The organism is Citrobacter sp. TBCS-15, from assembly GCF_005280815.1.
Taxonomy (GTDB): Bacteria; Pseudomonadota; Gammaproteobacteria; order Enterobacterales; family Enterobacteriaceae; genus Citrobacter; species Citrobacter werkmanii.
In genome coordinates this window covers 431,244-454,979 of sequence record NZ_SZWK01000102.1, presented here as the reverse complement: position 1 = coordinate 454,979, position 23,736 = coordinate 431,244, and the positions used below count along the sequence as shown (strand labels likewise).

At 51.4% G+C, this 23,736-nt stretch carries 26 protein-coding genes; 6 read left to right on the top strand and 20 right to left on the bottom strand.

Annotation, left to right across the window (positions count from 1 at the left end; genetic code table 11):
- Window positions 1–36: 36 nt before the first annotated feature.
- On the bottom strand, window positions 37–504 hold the full coding sequence (gene slyB, locus FDW96_RS08950; protein WP_003029175.1) for an outer membrane lipoprotein SlyB: 468 nt from the start codon (window positions 502–504) through the stop codon (window positions 37–39).
- A gap of 273 nt (window positions 505–777) precedes the next feature.
- Here slyB and anmK point away from each other — a divergent pair, with 273 nt between their 5' ends.
- From anmK to pdxY, 5 genes are all read left to right on the top strand, one after another.
- Window positions 778–1,899, top strand: coding sequence for an anhydro-N-acetylmuramic acid kinase (gene anmK, locus FDW96_RS08945; RefSeq protein ID WP_042308634.1), 1,122 nt, complete (start codon window positions 778–780; stop codon window positions 1,897–1,899).
- Window positions 1,900–1,992: 93 nt separating this feature from the next.
- The gene (gene mliC / locus FDW96_RS08940) at window positions 1,993–2,316 is read left to right on the top strand and encodes a C-type lysozyme inhibitor (RefSeq protein WP_042308632.1); all 324 of its coding nucleotides are present in this window, start codon (window positions 1,993–1,995) and stop codon (window positions 2,314–2,316) included.
- 59 nt (window positions 2,317–2,375) lie between these two features.
- Window positions 2,376–3,032 carry a pyridoxamine 5'-phosphate oxidase gene (gene pdxH, locus FDW96_RS08935; protein WP_038640396.1) on the top strand — a complete coding sequence of 219 codons (657 nt, stop codon included), beginning with the start codon at window positions 2,376–2,378 and terminating at the stop codon, window positions 3,030–3,032.
- A gap of 126 nt (window positions 3,033–3,158) precedes the next feature.
- Window positions 3,159–4,433, top strand: a complete 1,275-nt coding sequence (tyrS, locus tag FDW96_RS08930) for a tyrosine--tRNA ligase (RefSeq protein ID WP_032939770.1) — start codon at window positions 3,159–3,161, stop codon at window positions 4,431–4,433.
- Window positions 4,434–4,497: 64 nt separating this feature from the next.
- Window positions 4,498–5,358 (top strand): pyridoxal kinase PdxY, encoded by an 861-nt coding sequence (gene pdxY, locus FDW96_RS08925; RefSeq protein ID WP_061381401.1) that lies wholly within the window; start codon window positions 4,498–4,500, stop codon window positions 5,356–5,358.
- 73 nt (window positions 5,359–5,431) lie between these two features.
- Here pdxY and gstA read toward each other — a convergent pair whose 3' ends face one another.
- The 12 genes from gstA to blr form a co-directional block, all read right to left on the bottom strand.
- Window positions 5,432–6,037, bottom strand: coding sequence for a glutathione transferase GstA (gstA, locus tag FDW96_RS08920; RefSeq protein ID WP_042308627.1), 606 nt, complete (start codon window positions 6,035–6,037; stop codon window positions 5,432–5,434).
- A 104-nt stretch (window positions 6,038–6,141) separates the two neighbouring features.
- Window positions 6,142–7,647 (bottom strand): dipeptide/tripeptide permease DtpA, encoded by a 1,506-nt coding sequence (gene dtpA / locus FDW96_RS08915; RefSeq protein WP_079224335.1) that lies wholly within the window; start codon window positions 7,645–7,647, stop codon window positions 6,142–6,144.
- Between the two features lie 613 nt (window positions 7,648–8,260).
- Window positions 8,261–8,896: an endonuclease III gene (gene nth / locus FDW96_RS08910; protein ID WP_038640407.1), complete on the bottom strand. Its 636-nt coding sequence runs from the start codon at window positions 8,894–8,896 to the stop codon at window positions 8,261–8,263.
- Complete coding sequence (locus FDW96_RS08905) at window positions 8,896–9,588, bottom strand: electron transport complex subunit E (protein ID WP_038640410.1); 693 nt, start codon at window positions 9,586–9,588, stop codon at window positions 8,896–8,898. The genes nth and FDW96_RS08905 overlap by 1 nt, the downstream gene beginning before the upstream one ends.
- A 3-nt stretch (window positions 9,589–9,591) precedes the next feature.
- Window positions 9,592–10,212, bottom strand: coding sequence for an electron transport complex subunit RsxG (gene rsxG, locus FDW96_RS08900; RefSeq protein WP_061381400.1), 621 nt, complete (start codon window positions 10,210–10,212; stop codon window positions 9,592–9,594).
- 9 nt (window positions 10,213–10,221) lie between these two features.
- Entirely contained in the window at window positions 10,222–11,274 is a 1,053-nt protein-coding gene (rsxD, locus tag FDW96_RS08895) for an electron transport complex subunit RsxD (protein ID WP_137365557.1), read from the bottom strand.
- Window positions 11,275–13,392, bottom strand: a complete 2,118-nt coding sequence (rsxC, locus tag FDW96_RS08890; RefSeq protein ID WP_137349810.1) for an electron transport complex subunit RsxC — start codon at window positions 13,390–13,392, stop codon at window positions 11,275–11,277.
- Window positions 13,385–13,963 carry an electron transport complex subunit RsxB gene (gene rsxB / locus FDW96_RS08885; protein ID WP_032943340.1) on the bottom strand — a complete coding sequence of 193 codons (579 nt, stop codon included), beginning with the start codon at window positions 13,961–13,963 and terminating at the stop codon, window positions 13,385–13,387. Before rsxB ends, rsxC begins: the two co-directional genes overlap by 8 nt.
- A complete protein-coding gene (gene rsxA / locus FDW96_RS08880) occupies window positions 13,963–14,544 on the bottom strand; it encodes an electron transport complex subunit RsxA (protein WP_003029144.1) in 582 nt (193 codons plus the stop codon). Before rsxA ends, rsxB begins: the two co-directional genes overlap by 1 nt.
- Window positions 14,545–14,620: 76 nt before the next feature.
- Complete coding sequence (locus tag FDW96_RS08875; protein ID WP_038640418.1) at window positions 14,621–15,061, bottom strand: DUF2569 domain-containing protein; 441 nt, start codon at window positions 15,059–15,061, stop codon at window positions 14,621–14,623.
- A 91-nt stretch (window positions 15,062–15,152) separates the two neighbouring features.
- Window positions 15,153–15,368 carry a transcription modulator YdgT gene (ydgT, locus tag FDW96_RS08870; protein ID WP_008784684.1) on the bottom strand — a complete coding sequence of 72 codons (216 nt, stop codon included), beginning with the start codon at window positions 15,366–15,368 and terminating at the stop codon, window positions 15,153–15,155.
- Between the two features lie 291 nt (window positions 15,369–15,659).
- The gene (gene blr, locus FDW96_RS08865; protein WP_038643149.1) at window positions 15,660–15,785 is read right to left on the bottom strand and encodes a division septum protein Blr; all 126 of its coding nucleotides are present in this window, start codon (window positions 15,783–15,785) and stop codon (window positions 15,660–15,662) included.
- Between the two features lie 240 nt (window positions 15,786–16,025).
- On the opposite strand from blr, the gene FDW96_RS08860 reads away from it, so the two are divergent.
- A complete protein-coding gene (locus tag FDW96_RS08860) occupies window positions 16,026–17,066 on the top strand; it encodes an oxidoreductase (protein ID WP_042308603.1) in 1,041 nt (346 codons plus the stop codon).
- A 76-nt stretch (window positions 17,067–17,142) separates the two neighbouring features.
- Here the strand turns inward: FDW96_RS08860 and add are convergent, their stop codons facing one another.
- The 7 genes from add to FDW96_RS08825 all read right to left on the bottom strand — a co-directional run bounded on the left by add (window position 17,143) and on the right by FDW96_RS08825 (window position 23,732).
- Window positions 17,143–18,144, bottom strand: a complete 1,002-nt coding sequence (gene add / locus FDW96_RS08855) for an adenosine deaminase (protein ID WP_137365556.1) — start codon at window positions 18,142–18,144, stop codon at window positions 17,143–17,145.
- 161 nt (window positions 18,145–18,305) lie between these two features.
- Window positions 18,306–19,316 (bottom strand): cytochrome d ubiquinol oxidase subunit II, encoded by a 1,011-nt coding sequence (cydB, locus tag FDW96_RS08850; protein ID WP_042308600.1) that lies wholly within the window; start codon window positions 19,314–19,316, stop codon window positions 18,306–18,308.
- Window positions 19,316–20,722 carry a cytochrome ubiquinol oxidase subunit I gene (locus tag FDW96_RS08845; protein WP_137349808.1) on the bottom strand — a complete coding sequence of 469 codons (1,407 nt, stop codon included), beginning with the start codon at window positions 20,720–20,722 and terminating at the stop codon, window positions 19,316–19,318. The genes cydB and FDW96_RS08845 overlap by 1 nt, the downstream gene beginning before the upstream one ends.
- A 50-nt stretch (window positions 20,723–20,772) precedes the next feature.
- On the bottom strand, window positions 20,773–21,279 hold the full coding sequence (locus FDW96_RS08840; protein ID WP_038640433.1) for a ferritin-like domain-containing protein: 507 nt from the start codon (window positions 21,277–21,279) through the stop codon (window positions 20,773–20,775).
- 24 nt (window positions 21,280–21,303) lie between these two features.
- Window positions 21,304–21,801, bottom strand: a complete 498-nt coding sequence (locus tag FDW96_RS08835) for a ferritin-like domain-containing protein (protein ID WP_137365555.1) — start codon at window positions 21,799–21,801, stop codon at window positions 21,304–21,306.
- A gap of 92 nt (window positions 21,802–21,893) precedes the next feature.
- Entirely contained in the window at window positions 21,894–22,079 is a 186-nt protein-coding gene (locus FDW96_RS08830) for a general stress protein (RefSeq protein WP_006684659.1), read from the bottom strand.
- A 480-nt stretch (window positions 22,080–22,559) separates the two neighbouring features.
- Window positions 22,560–23,732, bottom strand: coding sequence for a MalY/PatB family protein (locus FDW96_RS08825; protein WP_042308593.1), 1,173 nt, complete (start codon window positions 23,730–23,732; stop codon window positions 22,560–22,562).
- Window positions 23,733–23,736 lie beyond the last annotated feature (4 nt).

Here is a 23,736-nt window from a genome sequence, read left to right as displayed (position 1 = left end):
GACGTGTGGCCAGTGCCTGACCACACGTAAATTCGATTAACGTGGAGACACGGTAACCTGGCTGCCGTTGTTCGCCATAACAACGCGCTGACCAGCAGAGAATTTGGTCGCGCCCTGCTTCTGAACCACCATAATGGTATTACCATCATCCTTACGGATTTCCAGTTCGACACCTTGGGTTTTATTCATCGCGCCTTGTACGCCCTGACCCGCGACGCCACCGGCAACTGCGCCAGCAGCCGTCGCTAATGAACGACCCGTACCGCCGCCGACGGTGTTACCCAGGAACCCGCCGAGCACCGCACCACCGATAGCGCCAATTACGTTAGCGTCATCGCCACCCTGGATTTGCACCGGACGAACATGAACAATCGTACCGTAGGTAACGTTCTGAACTTGTTTCGCTTCGGATGCGGTATATACGTCGCCGGAAAGGCTATCATTGTTCACGCAGCCCGCTAAAGATACGCCCATTAATGAAACAATCAGCACACGTTTAATCATTTACAAATCTCCTTTGTCACCACGAAACGCTAATAAAGCCCCATCATGGTTAAATTATATGGCATTTGTGAGCCTGAGGTCACATGTGCCACTGGCACAATATGAAAATCTTAACCGAAATCGGATCAACCGAGTATAAACGAATCATTCATATAATTGATGTAATTAAGCGACCATTGACATGATTTCCTCTCAAAAATCATTCAGGAAGCATGGCATTAGTCTGCACTTTATGGTTGAGTGTCAAGGCTAATTTGCTTAAAAGGATGACGTATGAAATCGGGCCGTTTTATCGGTGTTATGTCTGGAACCAGCCTTGATGGCGTCGATGTTGTGCTGGCGACAATAGATGAAACGATGGTTGCACAGCAGGCGAGTCTGACCTGGCCTATCCCCATTCATGTAAAACAGGCGATTCTTGATATCTGCCAGGGGCAGCAGCTTACGCTTTCTCAGTTTGGTCAACTGGACGCGCAACTGGGTTATCTTTTTGCCGAGGCGGTAAATGCGCTGCTGGCGAAGGAAAAATTGAAACCGCAGGATATCGTAGCGATTGGTTGCCACGGACAAACCGTGTGGCATGAACCGAACGGCGCTGCGCCGCACACGCTACAAATTGGGGATAACAATCAGATTGTCGCGCGTACCGGAATAACCGTCGTCGGCGATTTTCGTCGGCGTGATATCGCGCTCGGTGGGCAGGGCGCGCCGTTAGTTCCTGCGTTTCATCAGGCGCTATTGGCCCATCCCACAGAGCGGCGGATGGTACTGAACATCGGCGGAATTGCCAATTTGTCGTTGCTTATTCCGCAACAACCCGTTCGCGGATACGACACCGGACCGGGCAATATGCTGATGGATGCTTGGGTCTGGCGGCAATGCGGTCAACCCTACGACAAAGATGCGCAGTGGGCCATTTCAGGAACGGTGGTCCTGCCGTTACTGCAAAACATGCTTAACGACCCTTATTTTTCCGCGCCTGCCCCTAAAAGCACAGGACGTGAGTATTTTAATTACGGCTGGATAGAGCGTCATCTGGCGCAGTTCCCGGGAATCAGCCCACGAGATGTACAGGCGACGCTTGCCGAACTGACGGCAGTCACCATTTCAGAGCAGGTCTTGTTAAGCGGCGGCTGTGATCGACTCATGGTATGTGGCGGCGGAAGTCGTAATCCTCTGCTGATGATGCGTCTGGCAGCATTATTACCAGGTACCGAAGTCACTTCTACCGATGACGCCGGGATTAGCGGCGACGATATGGAAGCGTTAGCCTTTGCCTGGCTGGCGTGGCGAACGTTGGCCGGATTACCGGGAAATTTACCTTCTGTGACCGGCGCGTCAGAGCCGAGCGTGTTAGGGGCGATTTATCCTGCCAATCCACGAACTCAGAGTTAACTGAAATTATTCAGCGCGGTATGCCGGTAAACTAGGGATATTAGGGAGGGTGCCATTACCCTCCGGGACCAGGAAAGTCTTCAGGATAGGGCTATGAAAAAACTGTTGTTAGTATGTCTGCCGGTACTGCTTAGCGGGTGCAGCGTGTACAACCAATTTGTTGAACGTATGCAAACCGACACGCTCGAATACCGTTGTGACGAAAAACCGCTTACCGTGAAGCTGAACAATACGCGCCAGGAAGTGAACTTTGTTTATGATAATCAGCTATTGAACCTCAAACAGGGCATCTCGGCATCGGGGGCGCGCTATACGGATGGTATCTACGTCTTCTGGTCTAAAGGCGACGAGGCAACGGTCTATAAACGAGACAGAATTGTGCTAAATAACTGTCAGTTACAGAACCCGAAGCGTTGAGATTTTCACCTGGGCGGCGCACAATAGCGTCACCCACTGACAATCCGTAGCCTAACATCATGTCTGACAACGACGAATTGCAGCAAATCGCGCATCTGCGCCGTGAATACACGAAAGGCGGTCTTCGCCGCCACGATCTTCCCGCCGAACCCCTTGCGCTGTTTGAGCGTTGGCTGGGGCAAGCTTGCGATGCCAAACTGGCAGACCCTACTGCTATGGTTGTTGCGACCGTCGATGAAAATGGTCAGCCGTATCAGCGCATCGTGTTGCTCAAACATTATGATGACAAAGGGCTGGTTTTCTATACCAACCTCGGTAGCCGCAAGGCGCACCAAATCGAGAAAAATCCCCGTATCAGCCTGTTGTTCCCATGGCATACCCTAGAACGGCAGGTGATGGTGATCGGCAAGGCTGAGCGTTTATCCACGCTCGAAGTCGTGAAATACTTCCACAGTCGCCCACGCGACAGCCAGATTGGCGCTTGGGTATCTAAACAGTCCAGCCGGATCTCCGCTCGCGGCATTCTTGAAAGCAAATTCCTTGAGCTGAAGCAGAAGTTTCAGCAAGGGGAAGTTCCGTTACCCAGTTTCTGGGGCGGCTTTCGCGTGAGTATTGAACAAATGGAGTTTTGGCAGGGCGGCGAAAATCGTCTGCACGATCGTTTTTTATACCAACGTGAAGATAACGCGTGGAAAATTGATCGTCTGGCCCCCTAAAGATGCAAAATTCTTGTTTTAAGCGCTGGTGCTGATCAATCCGGCGCTTTATTCTATGTTTCTTTCGCATCAGGCGAAAAGTCGTGTACCGGCAAAGGTGCAGTCGTTTTATACATGGAGATTTTGATGGCAAGCAGTAACTTGATTAAACAATTGCAAGAGCGGGGGCTGGTGGCCCAGGTGACGGACGAGGAAGCGTTAGCAGAGCGACTGGCGCAAGGCCCGATCGCGCTCTATTGCGGCTTCGATCCTACCGCTGACAGCTTGCATTTGGGGCATCTGGTTCCATTGTTATGCCTGAAACGCTTCCAGCAGGCAGGCCATAAGCCTGTTGCACTGGTAGGTGGCGCGACCGGTCTGATTGGTGACCCGAGCTTTAAAGCTGCCGAGCGTAAACTGAATACCGAAGACACCGTGCAGGAGTGGGTGGATAAAATCCGCAAGCAGGTTGCACCGTTCCTCGATTTCGACTGTGGCGACAACTCGGCGATTGCTGCGAACAACTACGACTGGTTTGGCGGTATGAATGTGCTGACTTTCCTGCGTGATATCGGCAAACACTTCTCTGTTAACCAGATGATCAACAAAGAAGCGGTAAAGCAACGTCTGAACCGTGACGATCAGGGGATCTCCTTTACCGAGTTTTCTTACAATCTGCTGCAGGGCTATGACTTTGCCTGCCTGAATAAACTGCACGGCGTGGCGCTGCAGATTGGTGGTTCTGACCAGTGGGGTAACATTACCTCCGGTATCGATTTGACCCGTCGTCTGCACCAGAATCAGGTATTTGGTTTGACCGTTCCGCTGATCACCAAAGCGGATGGCACCAAATTCGGTAAAACTGAAGGCGGCGCAGTGTGGCTGGATCCGAAGAAAACCAGTCCGTACAAATTCTACCAGTTCTGGATCAACACCGCCGATGCGGACGTTTATCGCTTCCTGAAATTCTTCACGTTCATGGACATTGAAGAGATCAATGCGCTGGAAGAAGAAGATAAGAACAGTGGTAAAGCCCCGCGCGCCCAGTATGTTCTGGCTGAGCAGGTCACGCGTCTGGTTCACGGTGAAGAAGGTCTGGTTGCAGCAAAACGCATTACTGAAAGCTTGTTCAACGGCAACCTGAGCGATTTGAGCGAAGCGGATTTCGAACAGCTGGCGCAGGATGGCGTGCCGATGATTGAGATGGAGAAAGGTGCGGATCTGATGCAGGCGCTGGTGGATTCCGAACTGCAACCGTCTCGCGGCCAGGCGCGTAAGACCATTGCGTCTAACGCGGTGACCATCAACGGTGAGAAGCAATCCGATCCAGAATATTTCTTCCAGGAGAGCGATATCCTCTTCGGGCGCTACACGTTACTGCGTCGTGGCAAGAAGAACTATTGTCTGATTTGCTGGAAGTAAGATTTAGTTAGCAGGGGCGTGGGAAACTACGCCCCTTTATTTTTTCAGGGTTGTGATAAGTAAAATGAAAAATATCCTCGCCATCCAGTCCCACGTTGTTTTTGGTCATGCGGGAAACAGCGCGGCAGAATTTCCGATGCGTCGTCTTGGCGCAAATGTCTGGCCGCTGAATACCGTGCAGTTTTCTAACCACACGCAGTACGGCAAATGGACCGGTTGCGTTATGCCGCCGACACATCTGACTGAAATCGTGCAGGGTATTGCCGATATCGATAAACTCCAGACCTGTGATGCAGTACTGAGCGGCTATCTTGGCTCGGCAGAGCAGGGTGAGCATATTCTGGGTATTGTGCGCCAAGTGAAAGCGGCCAATCCGCGGGCAAAATACTTTTGTGACCCCGTGATGGGGCATCCGGAGAAAGGGTGTATCGTCGCGCCGGGCGTGGCGGAATTTCATGTGCGTCATGCGCTTCCCGCCAGCGACATTATTGCCCCGAACCTGGTTGAGCTCGAAATTCTGTGCGAACATGCGGTTCACAATGTGACTGAAGCGGTGATGGCTGCCCGTGAGCTGATCGCCCAGGGGCCAGAAATTGTGCTGGTGAAGCATCTGGCCCGCGCGGGTATTAGCACCGATCGTTTCGAGATGCTGCTGGTCACTGCGCAACAGGCGTGGCATATCAGCCGCCCATTAGTCGATTTTGGCGCGCGTCAGCCGGTTGGCGTGGGTGACGTTACCAGCGGCTTGCTGCTGGTGAAACTGCTCCAGGGCGCGTCTTTACAGCAGGCGCTTGAGCATGTGACTGCGGCAGTATATGAAGTGATGATCGCCACCAAAGAAATGCATGAGTATGAGTTGCAGGTGGTGGCCGCTCAGGATCGTATCGCGAAGCCTGAACACTACTTTAGCGCGACGCAGTTGTAATCAATGCCCGATGGCGCTCACGCTTATCGGGTATACAGGCCGGGTAACCGCAAGCGCTACCCGGCAACACCAATTAATTCAACCCTTCAGCCTTCAACGCTGCGGCAACCGCCGGGCGTTCAGCCATACGCGCCATATACGCCTCGATATGGCTTAATCCTGCCATATTCAGCTTAACCGCATAAGCCCAACGCAGCACGGTGAACAGATAAGCGTCTGCAATGCTAAAGCGTGGGCCGCAGATCCATTGCTCATCTTTCAGCGATTCATTCACGTACTGCATTTTTTTCTCCAGCTGCGCGCGAACGGTTGGCTTGAAGTCTTCCGGTGTATCAGGACGGAACAGTGGGGTAAAACCTTTATGCAGTTCTGTCGCAATGTAATTAAGCCATTCGATGGTTTTGTAACGGGATAGGCTGCTGGTAGGGGCGAGGAGGTGGCGGTCTGGCACTGTGTCCGCCAGGTATTGCATGATGGCGACGCCTTCGGTTAGTAATGTACCGTCGTCCAGCAGCAGCGCGGGAACTTGTCCTTTTGGGTTTACCGCGAAAAAATCATCGCCGTTTTCCAGACGTTTCTTCATCAAATCGACACCATCCAGCGTGAAATCTTTACCGCTCTCACGAAGTGTGATGTGGGAAGCGAGAGAACAAGCGCCCGGTTTGTAGAACAGTTTCATCGGTAACTCCTTTTGGCTGAGGTTTATCGTATGGTAGTGCTACCTCTGGCAAAAAAAAAGCCGCTAACAACAGTTAGCGGCCTGAAAATGAGTTTCCCTGAGAATTACGCTGTCGCGGCCTTAGAGGCTTTCTCATTAGCGTCATCGTCCTGAGTCATACGATTCAGTTTCGGCGCCGTCAGCAGCATCAGAACAGCGATAACCGCCGTTGCAACACCAATCTGCAGGAACACACGACCGTAGACTTCCAGAGACATCAGCGGGTCAGTCACGTTTTCTGGAACTGCCATCATGTTGGCGACGTAACCGCCGATGATGTTTGCACCGGCAGTGGTCAGGAACCAGCTACCCATGATGAAGCCCATCAGACGTTGCGGAACCAGCTGCGCCACCATGGCCAGACCCAGACCGGAAATCATCAGCTCACCGATACTTTGCAGACCGTAGCAAATGATCAGCCAGTTAACGGAAACGATGCCCGCATCGGTGGCGAATTTCGCACCCAGCGGCAGGATCAGGAACGCACCGGAGCACAGCACCATACCAATCGCGAACTTGGTCGGCATCGGCAGCGTATCACCCATCTTGTTATAGATAGCGGCGAGGATTGGGCTACCAATGATGATCCAGAACGGGTTCAGCGCCTGGTACTGCTCAGGTTCAAAAGCAATGCCCAGAATAGAGTGTTCAACGTTACGAATCGCGAAGAAGTTCAGTGAGGTCGGCATCTGGCTGTACAGCACGAAGAAGATAATCGCTTCCAGCATCAGAATGAAGGCGACGATCATTTTACGACGCGCAGCACCGTGCATGGTGAAGGCTTCTTTACCGAAGATAAATACGATACCAATGGCAATCACACCCAGAACCATACGGGCGATTTGCTGGTTGTGCAGCAGCCAGGTCGCAATCGCGATCAGAACCACAACGCCAGCGATGGTCAGCAACAGGTTACGGAAGTTGATCGGCTCAAAGTCAGGTTTAGAACCGTACTGTTTAACCCAGCGCTGACAGAATGCGAAGTTAACCACGGTGATCAGCATACCTACGACGCTCAGCGCGAACGCGGTGCTCCAACCGTAACGCGCAGCTAACCATGGCGTTGCCAGCATAGAGAAGAATGAACCGATGTTGACGGACATGTAGTACATGGTAAATGCACCATCAAGACGCGGGTCATCTTTTGCATAGCAGGTAGAGAGCAGGGAGGATGGGTTGGCTTTAAACAGGCCGTTACCGACCGCGATGGCCGCCATGCCCATATAAACAATACCAGCATCGTGCCCGGACCATGCAACCAGCGCATAACCGATGGCCAGAACAATGGCGCCCAGCATAATGACACGTTTTGTTCCCAGAACTTTATCGCCTAACCAGCCGCCGATGGCAACCAGACCATACACCAGTGCGCTAAAGGACGAGAAAAGGGTGATGGAATCCGCTTCTGACATACCCAGTTGCTTAACCAGGTAGACGGCCATAATCCCTTGCAGGCCGTAATAACCAAAACGTTCCCACAGCTCTATCGAGAAAATGAGATAGAACGCTTTCGGTTGTTTGAAGGCGTTTAAACTAACGCTTTCTGTTGGTTTATTGTTTGCAGTAGACACTTTTACCTCTTTTTTTACATCCCATATCAACGGGGGTGTTCAGGTACGTGATGAATCAAGTTCATCCGTCCGATTGTTATAGTGGGAGGGGAAACGGCAAGTAATGTTCACTATCTTGACCATTCAGACAAGTGGTTTGTAATAATCTGTTACATATATCCTGGGTGGTGAAATCATCGGTACAGAGAAATGTTATCTAGCGTTAAATTTCTTCATTTGAAAAATCGCAGATTTTTACACTGTTTAAGCAACCCAAAAACCGCAATGCGGCGATATGTTCTGCTATTTACGGTTGAATCCAGTGATATAGGCCATTATCTGAAAAATAGCCAGTGTAATGTTTTGTTTAGAAACTGTTCAGTAAGGTCATCTGATTGTCACTTTAACTAAAAAATAAAAAATATTTAACATTGTGTTGTCTGAGTGATCTGCATCACGTATAGATAGAAATTTCTATTACTAAAAAAACGATTAACCTGCTCAGGTGTTTATACGCAAGAATAATGCGTTAGATATGCGCAGTTGAATGGCATCATCGACGGGAAAAAATTGTTTAGGGAGTGCATAACTAATCGTTATGTGTCAAAGGGGCAAAGAGAACGCCCCATTAGTATCAGATATCAACTTTCTCTTTGAATTCGCAGAGATCTTCGATGATGCAAGAACCGCAGCGCGGTTTTCTCGCAATACAGGTGTAGCGGCCATGAAGGATTAACCAGTGATGGCAATCGACTTTAAATTCACTCGGTACGACTTTCAGTAATTTTTCCTCTACCTGCTCGACGTTTTTGCCTGGCGCAAATTGCGTGCGATTACAGACGCGAAAAATATGGGTATCTACCGCAATGGTAGGCCAGCCAAAGGCGGTATTTAACACCACGTTGGCTGTTTTTCGCCCAACACCGGGCAGGGCTTCTAATGCGGCCCGGTCTTCTGGCACTTCACCATTATGTTTTTCCAGCAGAATGCGGCAGGTTTTGATCACGTTCTCCGCTTTACTGTTGAACAACCCGATTGTCTTGATGTAGGACTTAACCCCGTCTACGCCGAGCTCCAGCATAGCGGCAGGGGTATTGGCGACAGGGTACAGCTTAGCCGTGGCTTTATTGACGCTGACATCGGTGGCCTGCGCGGAGAGCAAGACCGAAATCAGCAGTTCGAACGGCGATGTAAAATTCAGTTCAGTTGTCGGATGCGGATTGTTATCACGCAGGCGTGTCAGTATTTCCAGCCGTTTTGCTTTGTTCATTACACATTCCCTGTTTCACCAACCGGACTGTCTGCGACAGCCGCTTCGGCACGACGTTTCTTCATTTTCTCATCAATCAGATATTTCACCGCCAGCATCAGGCCCAGGCCAATGAACGCGCCCGGTGGCAGCATAGCCAGCAGAAACGGCGTGTCGGTATGGAAGATCTCTACACGTAGTACCTTAGCCCAACTGCCAAGTAAACCGTCTGCGCCATCAAATAGCGTACCGTTACCAATTATTTCACGTAGCGAACCCAGAACAAACATGGCGCCAGTTGCGCCCATACCGATAGAGAAACCATCAAGGGCGGATAATGCCGGGCCTTTTTTAGCCGCGAAGGCTTCAGCACGACCAACAACAATACAGTTAGTCACAATCAGTGGGATAAAGATGCCAAGAGACTGATACAGACCAAAAGCGTAAGCATTAATCAGCATCTGTACCGCACTCACAACGGAAGCGATGATCATGACATAAATCGGAATACGAATTTCAGAGGGCGTCCAGCGACGCAGGGCTGAAATGGTCAGGTTGGTCAGCGTCAGGACGAGCGTAGTCGCCAGTCCCAGGCCTAACGCATTGGTGGCGGTAGAAGTTACCGCCAGCAGCGGGCACATGCCAAGTAACTGCACAAGCGCGGAGTTATTTTTCCATAACCCCTGGACAATGACATCTTTGATTTCGCTCATGGTTTATTCTCCACAGGCGCTAAGTTGAGGGAGTTGTGCAGGCAGTGACTGGGCATACAGCCCCGCACGTTTCACCGCATTAACAACCGCACGGGGCGTAATGGTTGCGCCAGTAAACTGGTCGAAGTCGCCGCCATCTTTCTTCACTGCCCAGTGGGCATCGTTACCCGCGCCGATCGTTTTGCCGCTAAAGTGGGTGATCCAGTCAGACAGACGCAGTTCGATTTTATCGCCCAGCCCCGGTGTTTCATGATGTTCAGTCACGCGTGTGCCCAATACGGTACCTGTGAAATCCACACCAACCAATAGCTGAATAGCGCCGGAATAACCATCTGGGGCTGTGGCTTCGAGAATTGCCGCGACAGGCCGATCGTCCTGGCGCGCGATATATACACGGTGAGTCCCTTTACCTAACGCCTGCGCATTCACCAGATAGCAACTCTCAGACAACGCGTTATTGTAGCGATCGCCAGGCAGAACCTGATCAAACAATACTTTTTGCTGCAACGCCGCTTGTTCATCGATAGTGGATTTGGTTAATTGATTGATTGCCGCGGTTAACCCCGTAGATCCAGCGGCAAATAGCGCCAGAGTAATACCGTGTTTACGAATCGTTTTCAGCATATGTTGTCCTTAGCGATGTCCGTACACGCGAGGGCGGGTGTAATAATCAATCAGGGGAACCGTAATATTTGCCAGCAACACGGCAAAGGCCACGCCATCAGGATAGCCACCAAAACTGCGGATTAACCACACTAACAAACCCGCAAGCGCGCCAAAAATCAGGCGACCACGGTTGGTGGTCGATGCCGTAACGGGATCGGTAAGAATAAAGAAAGCGCCGAGCATCGTCGCGCCAGAAAGTAGATGTAACTGAGGCGGTGCCAGCGACTCTGGCGAGAAAATCCAGCCTAAAGTAGCGCAAACAGCGAGCGACAGCAGGAAACTAACCGGGATATGCCAGCGAATCGCTTTTTGCCATAACAGCACAATGCCGCCAGCCAACCAGGCAAGGTTAACCCACTGCCATCCGGCGCCCGCGAGCATGCCGCTGTAAATCGGGTACTGCATTACCTGTTCAACCGTTCGTCCCGCATGCAGAGAAGTCTTGAAGGTATCAAGGGGGGTAGCCTGGCTGATGCCGTCGATTCCCATACGGAGCGCGTTCATATCGTTGCCGCCAGCGGTATGTCCGGTAAAGATTACGTTCAGAGCGTCAAAGAATCCGGGTACCGTGGCTGCAATTTCCTGTGGCGGCAGCCAGCTTGTCATCTGCACCGGGAATGAGATAAGCAGTACGACGTAGCCAATCATGGCGGGATTGAAAGGGTTTTGTCCGAGGCCGCCATACAGCTGTTTTGCAATGATAACGGCAAATACCGTGCCTAATACCACCATCCACCAGGGGGCCAGCGGAGGAATACTCACGGCCAGCAGCAACCCCGTAAGGAGCGCGGAGTTATCTTTTAAAATCGGCGCAATGGGTTGTTTCCGCAGTTTAAGTACGACCGCTTCGGCGCCGATAGCGCTAATGGCGGCCAGAACGATCTGCAACAACGTCCCCCAGCCAAAGAACCACAGCTGCGCGACGATTCCCGGCAATGCAGCAAGTAACACCAACATCATGATGCGTGATGTCTGACGTTGGTTATGGGTATAAGGGGAGCTTGCTATTCTGAATACCATTTATTCCTCGTTTACAACCTGCTGCTGTGCGGCTTTTTTAGCCTGGGCGCGTGCGATAGCGGCCGCGACGGCGGCTTTACGCGGATCCACCGGTTCAGCGCTTTCAGTCACCGGCTGCTGCTCAAGCTTACGGGCTTTGGCGCGGGCGATTGCCGCTTCGACGGCGGCTTTGCGCGGATCCACCGGTTCAGCGGTTTCAGTCACCGCCTGCTGCTCAAGCTTACGGGCTTTGGCGCGGGCGATTGCCGCTTCGACGGCGGCTTTGCGCGGATCCACCGGTTCTGCTGTTTCCGTTACCGACTGCTGCTCAAGCTTACGGGCTTTGGCGCGGGCGATAGCCGCTTCGACTGCCGCTTTACGTGGGTCAACCGGTTCAGCGGTTTCAGTAACCGGCTGTTGCTCAAGTTTACGGGCCTTGGCGCGGGCGATAGCCGCTTCAACGGCGGCTTTACGCGGGTCGGTACCCGCGCTGCTGTCTTCAATTTTGTTTGAATTTTCCGCTCGGGCCGCACGAGCCTGTGCTTTACGCGCCTCGCGAGCGGCAATCACTGCGCTATTGTCAGGTTTTTCGCCAGCCTGAATAACAACCGGTTGCATTGCCTGAGCCTGTTTCTCTTTTACGCGAGCCAGCGCGGCGGCGATGGCATCATGATCTTTAGCCGCAGGCTGTACGGCAGCGCTTTTGTGGCGTTCAAGACGTGCGGCTTTTTCACGCTCAAGTCGCGCCTGTCGGGCTTCAAAACGTGCTTTGGCTTCTGCGGCGCGTTTTTCTTCCTGGCTAATAGCATAAATCTCGGCCTTTTCCTGGCGGAAATACTGCACCAGCGGAATGTTGCTCGGGCATACCCATGCGCAAGCGCCGCATTCGATACAGTCTGCAATATTGTGAGTTGTGGCTTTATCGTGCTGCTGCCCTTTACTGAACCAGTAGAGTTGCTGCGGCAGAAGATCGGCCGGGCAGGCATCGGCGCAGGCGCTACAGCGAATGCAACCTTTCTCCTCCGGCGTTTCACCCATTTCACTGGCAGAGGGGGCCAGAAGGCAGTTGGTTATCTTCACCACCGGTACATCCAGCCACGGCAGCGTAAACCCCATCAGCGGCCCGCCCATAATCACCATCTGGTCGGCGGAAGGGCAGAAACCCGCGTCGCTGAGCAGATGACGAACCGGCGTCCCTAATCGCGCCCAGACGTTGCCCGGACGGCTGACGGCTTCGCCTGTAAGCGTCACAACACGCTCGGTAATGGGTTCGCCGTCAATCACCGCGCGTTTGATTGCGTAGGCGGTCCCGACGTTTTGCATCAGCACGCCAATATCTGAGGAGCGTCCGCCATGGGGGACCTGTTTGCCGGTCAGAATTTGTGTTAACTGTTTGGCGCCGCCTGACGGGTACTTTGTCGGGATCACGCGTAAGCTGATATCGTGCGAATCGGCCAGCACCGCACGCAGCATGGAAATTGCCTGCGGTTTGTTATCTTCTATTCCCAGCAGGATCTCACGCGGCTGAAGAATGTGCGCGAGGATGCGGATACCTTCGACGACCTGCGCCGCGCAGTCCTGCATCAAGCGGTCATCCGCCGTAATGTACGGCTCGCATTCTGCGGCGTTGATGATCAGCGTTTCAATTTTATCGCCGCCGCCCTGTAGCTTAACCCCGGTTGGGAAACCTGCGCCGCCCAGACCGGCGACGCCGTACTGATGAATACGTGCAATAAGCTCTTCCCGACTACGGGAACGGTAATCGGCCCAGCCATCACGCTCAATCCAGCGGTCTTCGCCATCGGCATCAATGATGACGCTTAGCTCGGCTAATGCCGAAGGGTGTGCGGTGGAGTGCGGCGCAATAGCAACAATAGTGCCTGACGTTGGCGCATGTACCGGCAGCATTTTGCCACGCCCGATGGTTAACGCCTGGCCACGCAGGACGGTGTCGCCCACGTTGACACACAGTTCACCTTCCGCGCCAATATGTTGTTTCAGGGGAATAACGAAGCGCGGCGCCAGCGGAACCTGCCGCAGCGGCGTACCGTTTGACTGGGTCTTCATTTCTGGTGGATGAATGCCGCCATCAAAATCCCAGATTTTGTTTTTTCTGAATGCAGAGAATAACTTAAACATGTTGTTCCACAGGAATGATGCGCACAGGGATAGTGTTTAAATCCCATTTCCAGCTATCGGGCGTCTCAGCCACCGGGCGTAATTCGATACATTGCGTTGGACATGGGTCAACGCACAGGTTGCAGCCGGTGCAGAGATCGCTCATCACTGTGTGCATGGCGCGGGTCGCACCCACAATGGCATCGACCGGACAGGCCTGAATGCACTTTGTGCAACCAATACAATTATTTTCATCAATGACTGCCAGCATTCGCACGGGCGTAACATCTTGTTCATCACCATCAATCGGCTGCGGGTCGACGTTCAACAGGGCAGCGATTTTTAACATCACCGCTTCACCACCGGGCGCGCAACGATTGATTTTTTCACCCTGCGAGCCGATCGCTTCAGCATAGGGATGACAGCCCGGATAGCCGCACTGCCCACACTGGCTTTGCGGGAGAATTTCATCAATTTTCTCCACGACCGGATCATCCTCAACGGCAAAACGTCGCGAGGCGTAACCCAAAATAGCGCCGAACGCCAGACCCAGCAGACTCACTGCGGCAACGGCAATCCAGATAGCATTCATTACAACTTCACCAAACCACTAAAGCCCATAAAGGCCAATGACATTAAACCGGCGGTAATCAGCGCAATCGCATTACCGCGAAACGGAGCAGGGACGTCTGCCACAGCGAGACGTTCGCGAATAGCGGCAAACAGTACCATTACCAGTGAGAAGCCGACGGCGGCGGAAAAGCCGTATAGCGCCGACTGTAAGAAGTTATGGCCGAGGTTAATATTCAGCAACGCTACCCCCAACACCGCACAGTTTGTGGTGATCAGCGGTAAGAAGATCCCCAACAGGCGGTATAGCGCAGGGCTGGTTTTACGGACCACCATCTCGGTAAATTGCACGACGACGGCGATGACCAGAATAAAAGCTAGCGTGCGCAGATAGATGAGATTGAGCGGAATGAGGATCCAGGTATCAATCAACCATGCGCAAATGGAGGCCAGCGTCATGACAAACGTCGTGGCAAGGCCCATACCCATTGCGGTTTCCAGTTTTTTGGAAACGCCCATAAACGGGCAGAGCCCCAGAAACTTAACCAGTACAAAGTTGTTGACCAGTACAGTTCCGACAAACAGCAGCAGGTAATCAGTCATTTTTCGGCCTGAAATAAAAAAGCCGCCTATTATCTGACAATCTACAACAGGCGACAACAGGTTAACTGTAGGGTTATTACGGGTTCACAAACGTCGACTTAACGCGCTGTGAGCGCTTGAAATAGGGCACCAGCAGTGCTGCTGCTAACAAAGGGAACAGCAGTTGGCGCACGGCAAAGGCGTCCGGGACGGGTGAAAACGCAAACGCTTTAATCGCCAGTAACACAGAGATCAGCAGCCATAAAATATAGTGCTTCGGCACGCAGGTTCTGCGTTTGAAAAACGCAATCGTCAGCCATAACGTGTAATACCACATGGCGATAGCCGTAATAAAAGAGACGCCCCATAACAACAAATTGGTCGTACTTTGCTCACCAAGCGTTTGGAAGGTTTGCGGTGTGGCCAGCGCAGTGACGTAAAGTAACAACGCCAGCGAAGCACTCAACAACGCAACTAACAGCCAGGCCAATGGCCCAAGTAGCCAGCCTCCGATACGTTGTGCCGGTGTGGTAGTCATCTCTTCTCCAGGTTTACGCGCGCGATCAAACATGCCATTCATTTTGGGGCAATTATTATAAAGCTTTTAACGTTGAGCGCTACTTTCTTCTTTATTGCACGTAATGCCAGACTGATTTAGGTACCTGACCGACGTCAAACAGACGACCGCCGGAGATGAGCTCCGCACGACGGTGGTCTGCTGCACGGTACATATTGATAATGTCGTTATCATCGGTGAGCGTGTAGTTAAGATGATCGAATAGTTTTTCCAGACTTTCGAGTGAACTAATTTTACGGAATTTTAATAAGTAATCCTGAACAGTCATAAAGAGCGATCCATATATAAAATAATACCAACGGAGTAGTAAATATTAAGAAATAAACAATGTGCACAGGTAAAAGCGGATTTGCGCGCAAATGTAAGAAGAGTATGCATACCTGTGAAAAAGCAGGCGCTATGTACGCCTGCGGCAAGGTTAGCGCGCTTCGCGATCGCAGGCAATACGCGCGGGAGCGGGATGCGGCATAATTCGCTTTTTTTGACAGAATTGGATCTTTTACAGCCGGACCCAGCAATGCGTGAAGGTGAATTGCTGGGCGAAAAAGGCCGATGACGCTTATTTTTTCTGCACTGCTGCAATTGGTTCCGGTGGCTGGTAATTGTCAATATGATTGGCAATACCCAGCAGGATCACGGAGACCGCAAGAACAATCCAACCTGCTAACTCAATAAGACGATTCATTACTGATGACATTTGCTTTGATTTATCCATAAACACAGGCTGCAAATGTTACTAATCTCTCCATAATACAGCAAGAAGATTGGGAACGATTTCAGCCACTTTTTCGCGGCAAATTCAGCTTAAGAAGCATATGTTTGACTTAAGTTAATAAACAACCTTTGTAGCGCAAAGGTTATTAAACTATTGAGACGTTGCAATGTATGGTGTGAAATAGGTCAGTCTGAATTGAGAGGCAATAACATGAGTGACAACATCCGCGTTGGGCTAATCGGCTATGGTTACGCCAGTAAAACCTTCCATGCCCCCCTGATTGTGGGCACACCGGGCCTGGAACTGGCTGTGGTGTCCAGTAGTGATGAAGCAAAAGTGAAGGCCGACTGGCCTACAGTGACGGTTGTTGCTGAACCGAAGCACCTTTTTAACGATCCTAATATTGACCTGATTGTGATCCCTACGCCAAATGACACGCACTTCCCGTTAGCGAAGGCTGCACTGGAAGCGGGTAAACATGTGGTTGTTGATAAACCTTTCACCGTGACACTGTCACAAGCTCGTGAGCTGGATGCACTTGCGCGTAGTCTGGGACGCGTACTCTCTGTTTTCCATAACCGGCGCTGGGACAGTGATTTTCTGACCTTGAAAGCGTTATTGGCGGATGGTGTTTTGGGCGAAGTTGCCTATTTTGAATCCCACTTCGATCGTTTCCGCCCACAGGTTCGTGACCGTTGGCGTGAACAGGGCGGTCCGGGCAGCGGTATTTGGTATGATTTAGCACCACATCTTTTGGATCAAGCGATTAATCTGTTTGGTTTGCCGGTCAGTATGACGGTGGATCTGGCGCAACTGCGTCCGGGGGCGCAATCGACAGATTACTTCCATGCCATTCTGACGTATCCGCAGCGTCGTGTGATTTTGCATGGAACCATGCTGGCGGCCGCAGAATCGGCCCGCTATATCGTGCACGGCTCACGCGGGAGCTACGTCAAGTATGGTCTTGATCCACAGGAAGAACGTCTGAAAAATGGTGAGCGTCTGCCTCAGGAAGACTGGGGTTACGACATGCGCGATGGTGTATTGACGCGAGTTGAAGGCGATGAGCGGGTTGAAGAGACCTGGCTGACCGTGCCGGGCAATTACCCGGCGTACTATGCAGGCATCCGTGATGCGCTGAACGGTAACGGTGAAAACCCGGTCCCGGCGAGACAAGCTATCCAGATTATGGAGCTGATTGAGCTTGGTATTGAGTCCGCGAAACACCGCTCTACGCTATGCCTTGCCTGATAAGACACATGCCGGATGGCGATGCCCTGGCATCTTATCCGGCCCACAATGCAACGCCACGTAGGCCGGATAAGCGTTACGCTGCGGCGACTTTCTCGCGCAGCGTACGTTTCTCTTCGTTACTCAGGAATGCCATTTCCAGACCATTGATTTGTGCCTGGCGGATCTGTTCGCGAGTTAAACCTGCGGCAGGCGCGGCAATAGTGTACTCGTGAATAATATCGACACCCTGAACAGCCGGGTCGTCCGTATTCAGACTGGCCACAACGCCATGTTCAAGGAATGTTTTCAGCGGATGGGTCGCCAGCGCAGCGACGGTGCTGGTCTGGATGTTCGATGTCAGGCAGGATTCAATGCCGATACGGTGCTCGGCGAGGTAATCCATCAACGCACGATCTTCGACCGCTTTAACACCATGGCCAATGCGTTCAGCGCCCAATTCTTTGATGGCCTGCCAGATGCTTTCTGGTCCCGCGGCTTCGCCGGCATGGACGGTGATATGCCAGCCTGCATCGCGTGCCTGGTTGAAGTGTGACAAGAACAAACTACCCGGGAAGCCCAGTTCGTCACCGGCCAGATCCAGCGCAGTAATATGGTCGCGGTGTGCTAACAGCGCATCAAGTTCCTGCAGGCAGGCGGCTTCGCCGAAGGTACGACTCATAATGCCAATTAAACGTGCTTCAACGCCAAAGGCCTTGCAGCCTTCGCGCACGCCTGCAATAACGGCTTCAACCACGCCTGCTACAGGGAGTTGATGGGTCATTGCCATGTAGCCAGGGGAAAAACGTAGTTCAACATAGTGCAGGCCGTTGCGTGCGGCATCCTCAATATTTTCAAACGCGACGCGGCGGCAGGCGTCCAGCGAGGCCAGAACCTTTACGCCCCAGTCCAGTTTGGATAAAAAGCTGACCAAATCAGGCTCGGTTGACGTCACTTGCACATGAGGAATCAACGTTTTCAGCGTCTGTGCCGGGAGGGTTAAATTAAACTGGCGACCCAGATCGAGGATCGTTTGGGCACGGATGTTACCATCAAGGTGGCGATGGACGTCGGTTAAGGGGAGAGAAGTATCAATCATGGTCGCACTCGTATTTTTAGGTAAAGTGCAGGGCATTATACAACAGAATCATAATTCTCTAAAAACTTTGAATAAAGTGCGCCAACACTTTGTAAAAGTGGAACATTGTGGACATATATTTCAGGTTTTCAATGAGTCAGGCGATCGGCGCGCTATCCTGGTCAATGGTAGCCTTCTCCGTCAGATACTTTGCCGCGAAAGACATAGTAGCTCCATGCTGTATACATCAGAATGACCGGAATAATAATAAGCGTGCCAACCAGCATAAACATCTGGCTTGCAGGGGGAGCCGCTGCATCCCACAAGGTAACATGAGGCGGAATAATATAGGGCCACAGGCTGATACCTAAGCCGCTAAATCCCAGAAAGATCAATCCCAGCGTCAGGATAAAAGGTCGTGCATGGCTGGTGTTGTCGCTGCTCAGACGCCAAATCCACAGGCTGAGTATCGTCACCAGAATGGGGACCGGCACAAACCAGTAGAAATTAGGTAGCGTGAACCAGCGTTCTGCAATGTATTGCCAGTTAAGGGGTGTCCAGATGCTGACCACGGCAATAACCGCCAGCAGAGCGAGCAGAACATGGCGCGTTAATTTACGCATCCGTTCCTGAAGCGCGCCATCGCTTTTCATTATCAGCCAGGTGCTGCCGAGTAACAGATAAGCGGCAACCAGTCCGAGGCCGCAAAATACATTAAATGGGGTCAACCAATCCAATGCCGACCCGGCAAAGCGACGGTCTGCTATATCGAAACCGTTAATCACGGCGCCAACAACGATCCCCTGACTCACGGTCGCCAGCAACGATCCACCGGCAAATGCGTAATCCCAAAATAGCCGATGCGACGGCGTGGCTTTAAAGCGAAACTCAAACGCCACACCGCGAAAAATCAACCCAATTAGCATCATCGTGAGTGGAATTGCCAGTGCGTCAGCAATCACAGCATAAGCCAGAGGGAAGGCGCCAAAGAGACCGGCCCCACCGAGCACCAGCCAGGTTTCATTCCCGTCCCAGACGGGGGCCACACTGTTCACCATCACATCTCGTTCGCCGGGGGCATGTACAATGCTAAACAACATACCAATGCCCAAATCGAAACCATCCATTACGATGTACATCAGCGTGGCAAAGACAATGATAATAAACCAGATTACGGTGATATCGATGTCCATCAGATTTTCTCCTCTTCATCCGTTACCGGTTCTGCGGCGGAAAGCGGACGCGCAGGGGTGCCATCGGTTTGTGAGGTCAGTTCACTGACCGGCTGAGGACCTTTTTTAATCAGTCTGAATATGTAGTGGTAACCCACGCCAAAGACGGTGCTGTAAACGACGATAAATACCAGCAAACTGATGACCATTTGCGTTGTACTGTGCAACGAAACGGCATCACGGGTGCGCAAAAAGCCGTATACGACCCAGGGCTGGCGGCCAACCTCCGTGGTCACCCAACCGGCCAATAAGGCCAATAGTCCGGCCGGCCCCATCAAAAGTGCAAACCATTGGAATGGACGGGAATGGTACAGGCGCTTGCGCCAACGTAACCAGACACTGCAGATACCCAGGGCGATCATCAACACGCCCATGCCAACCATGATGCGAAACGACCAAAATACAATCGCGGAGTTGGGGCGATCTTCCTTGGGAAAATCCTTCAGTGCAGGAACCTGCTTGTCCAGACTATGGGTCAGAATCAGACTGCCCAGCGCAGGGATCGCCAGAGCGTATTTGGTGCGCTCTTCCTCCATGTCAGGCATGCCAAACAGCGTCAATGGCGTTGCCTCTCCGGGGGGGTTCTCCCAGTGCCCCTCAATGGCCGCTATTTTTGCAGGCTGATGCTCAAGGGTATTGAGGCCATGCATATCTCCAACAACCGCCTGAATAGGGGCGACAATCAGAGCCATCCACAGCGCCATCGAAAACATTTTACGAATGGCAGGAGTATCGTTACCCCGCAGTAAATGCCAGGCGGCAGATGCGCCAACGAACATCGCGCTACTCAGAAAAGCAGCAATCGACATATGCAATAAGCGATACGGAAAGGAAGGGTTAAATACGATAGCCAGCCAATCCTGGGGAATGACATGCCCATTTTCGAGGCTAAAACCTTGAGGTGTTTGCATCCAACTATTGGAAGCCAGGATCCAGAAGGTAGATAGCAACGTGCCCAGCGCCACCATACAGGTGGTAAAGAAATGCAGCGCTGGAGATACTTTGTTCCAGCCGAAAAGCATTACGCCAAGGAAGCCCGCTTCGAGGAAAAAGGCGGTCAGGACTTCATAAAGCAGCAGTGGTCCGGTAATACTGCCGGCAAATTGCGAAAAGCCGCTCCAGTTGGTACCAAACTGATAAGCCATCACCAGGCCGGATACGACACCCATCCCAAAATTGACGGCGAAGATTTGCAGCCAGAAATTATAGAGCGAGCGCCAGAGATTGTTTCGCGTGCGCAGCCACATCCCCTCCAGCACCACCAGATAGCTGGCCAGTCCAATCGTAATCGCGGGAAAAAGAATATGGAAAGAGACAGTGAAGGCGAACTGAAAACGGGCTAAATAAAAAGCGTCAAATTCAGGCACGGTACAGACCCCATCCGAGGAAGCTCTGCCTGAAGCAGAGCGTAATGAGATTATTTTTTGGCTACAACACCGTCAGCGTCAGACCGTAAGAGAAATTGTTCTGTCGTTTGCGGAATATGTTTAATCAGCCAGTCGGCCATCTCACGTTCTTCTGCGAGAATCGTTTCGATAGCGGGGATAGAGGCGGTATCACCGACCTTTTTGGCAGCGGCCAAAAGCGATGTGTAGCAGGCTATTTCAAATTGCTCGAATACATAGCCGCTGATTGCGCCTTTTACAATTTCGTCAGAAGGAAACATGCCGCCAATCGACTGGCCAAAAGCGGCCATTTTACTCATGGAGTCTTTTAATACAGAACGCGAAATATCGTTTCGATCGAGGATCTCTTCCAGCAGGGTAATTTGCCTTTTTGTTTCATTAATATGTTGCTCAATTCTGGCACGCAAATCAGGATAATTATCGATACGACTCGCCATCGATTCCAGCATTGACTCCGCTTGCTTTTCCATCGCGTGCGCATCGCGTAGCCAGTCATGGTAATGTTCTAAGTGATTCATCGTAATTTCCTCGAGTCAGTATGGTTATCGTTTTTCAGCGTCTTTATTAATGTTACCAACCGCCAGATCGGTTAATTTCAGATCGGTTTGTTTCTCTTCTTCAAGTGTTTCTGCGAGGAGTTTTACGGCTTTTTTATACCCCAGTTGTTCTGCCAGGGTTGCCAGTGTGCCGTAGCTGGCAATTTCATAATGTTCCACTTTCTGTGCGGCTGCGATTAATGCTGCATCGCGTACTTCATTTTTCTCGGTGCTTTCTATAACCTCATTAGCCTCTTCAATTAAGCCTTCCATCGCCACACATTTCATGCGTTTGATCTTAATTCCCGGTTCTTGCTCAACGATTTGGTCAATACGTTCAATTTGCCCCTGGGTTTCTTCCTGGTGGGCATTAAACGCTTTGCTGAGTTTTTCGCTTGAGGCGGCTCTGGCGAGTTTAGCCAGTCCGCGCGTTAACTGTTTTTCAGCGCTATAGGTATCTGAAAGTAGGTGAATAAATACGTCTTCAATGCTTTTCATATGCATATTAATATCCTTTAGAGGTTAAAAATAACTGCGAGCCCCATACAGACCCGCAGGACACTCTTTTAATTAAAAGATGAAAATAACGCTAACTATCAGGAGTTGTCAGACTTACGGCCACCGCCGTGGCTGCTTTGCCCACCTTTTTTACCTGCTTCAGATGCGCGTTGTGGATCGTTTTTGAAGTTACCACCGCTATGTTGACCGCCTTTACGGCCCGCTTCTGATGCTTTTTCTCGGTCTTCTGCGAAGTTACCGGAACCACCACGATGCTCTGCCATATATCACCTCATATATCGGTTATGTCAGTCAGATACAAAAAAATAATTTCGTATCCGTCGTTGTTCAAGGCTTAAAGTTAGCGGCTATTTGTATTAAGTCAAATTTAATGCTGATAGGCGAATCAGTCCGTATTGATAATTTTCAATGGATTGCGGAAAATACCGCTTCGCTTATTATGAATGATGTTTGATTAATAAATAATCGTAACCGTCTGAGAGTTAGAGGGAATAAAAATATGAGTGCTCAATCAGGGTTATTCTTGTAAATTTTCTTAAATTATAAATAAATTATAAAACCGAAGCGTTCCGCTCAGACATAAAATAGCATTATTAAATGTCATGATATTCATTTTTGTCTACGCTCAACTTCATTCCCCGGTGCAAGGGATAACGCGGGCTTTTCGACGATGCTGGATGAACAGGGTGGTAAAGCGTCAGGTAGAGAAGGCGCGCAATGAGGTTTTCATTGCGCAAACCTGTTTAACGTATTGTACGGATGGCGTTAATCAACCCCTGAACGCCTTTTTCAAGTTTTGAGCGCGGACATCCGGCATTCAGGCGCACAAAACCGCGTCCTTCTTCGCCGTAGGTGTATCCTGGCATGATGGCAACTTTCTGCTGGTGGATAAGCGCTTCCTGTAATGTGTGATCATCAATGTTAAGCGGACGCAGGTCAATCCACGCCAGATAGGTAGACTGTGGAACCTGCCAGCTCAGTTCGGGGAATGCGGCATTAAGCTCGCGGGCGACGTAATGCAGATTGCTGGCAAGATAATCCCGCAGCGCATCAAGCCAGCTTGCGCCCTGTTGATAGGCGGCAATATGAGCTGTCAGCGCCAGCACCGCAGGTGAGGAAAGACCATCGCGACCTTTTAATGCGCTGAGATAATCGTTACGGCTTTGAGTGTCTTCAATAATCGCGTAAGCCCCGGTCAGTGCCGGAATATTAAAACTTTTTGAGCCGGAAGTGAGCAGCGCCCAGCTGTCACGCGCGACGTTACTCCAGGGGATATGCGGGTGATCACCCCATACCATATCCATATGGATCTCATCGGAAATGACTTTTACACCATGGCGCTGACACAGTTCCGCCATGGTTTCCAGCTCATCACGCGTCCACACTTTGCCCGTCGGATTTTGTGGGCTACAGAGCAGAAGAATTTTGCTCTCTGGGCGAGACAGGGCATTCTCCAGTGCGGTCATGTCGCAGTACCAACCGTCAGTACGTTTTTCAAGTTCGACAGCGCGCACCACGCGCTGATTACCCTCAATAGCTTTGTAAAACGCGTCGTAAGCCGGGGTGTGAATAACCACCGCATCACCCGCGGAAGACCACTGGCGAATCAGCTCTGACACCATATAGATGACCGAGGGACCATATACCAGCGACTGAGGATCGATTTTTGTATTGTGACGCGTAAGAAACCAGTGCTGAATAGCCGCCAAAAATTCATCATTTTTCCAACGGCTGTAACCCAACACGCCATGGGACAGGCGCTGGGTAAGTGCCTCAAGAATGCAGGGGGCAGTTGCAAAATCCATGTCAGAGATGGTGAACGGCAGAAGATCCGCTGAGCCAAAACGGTCGGCAACATAATCCCACTGGGTACACCAGGTGCCGTGTCGGTCCACAACCTTAGAAAAATCAAACATATTG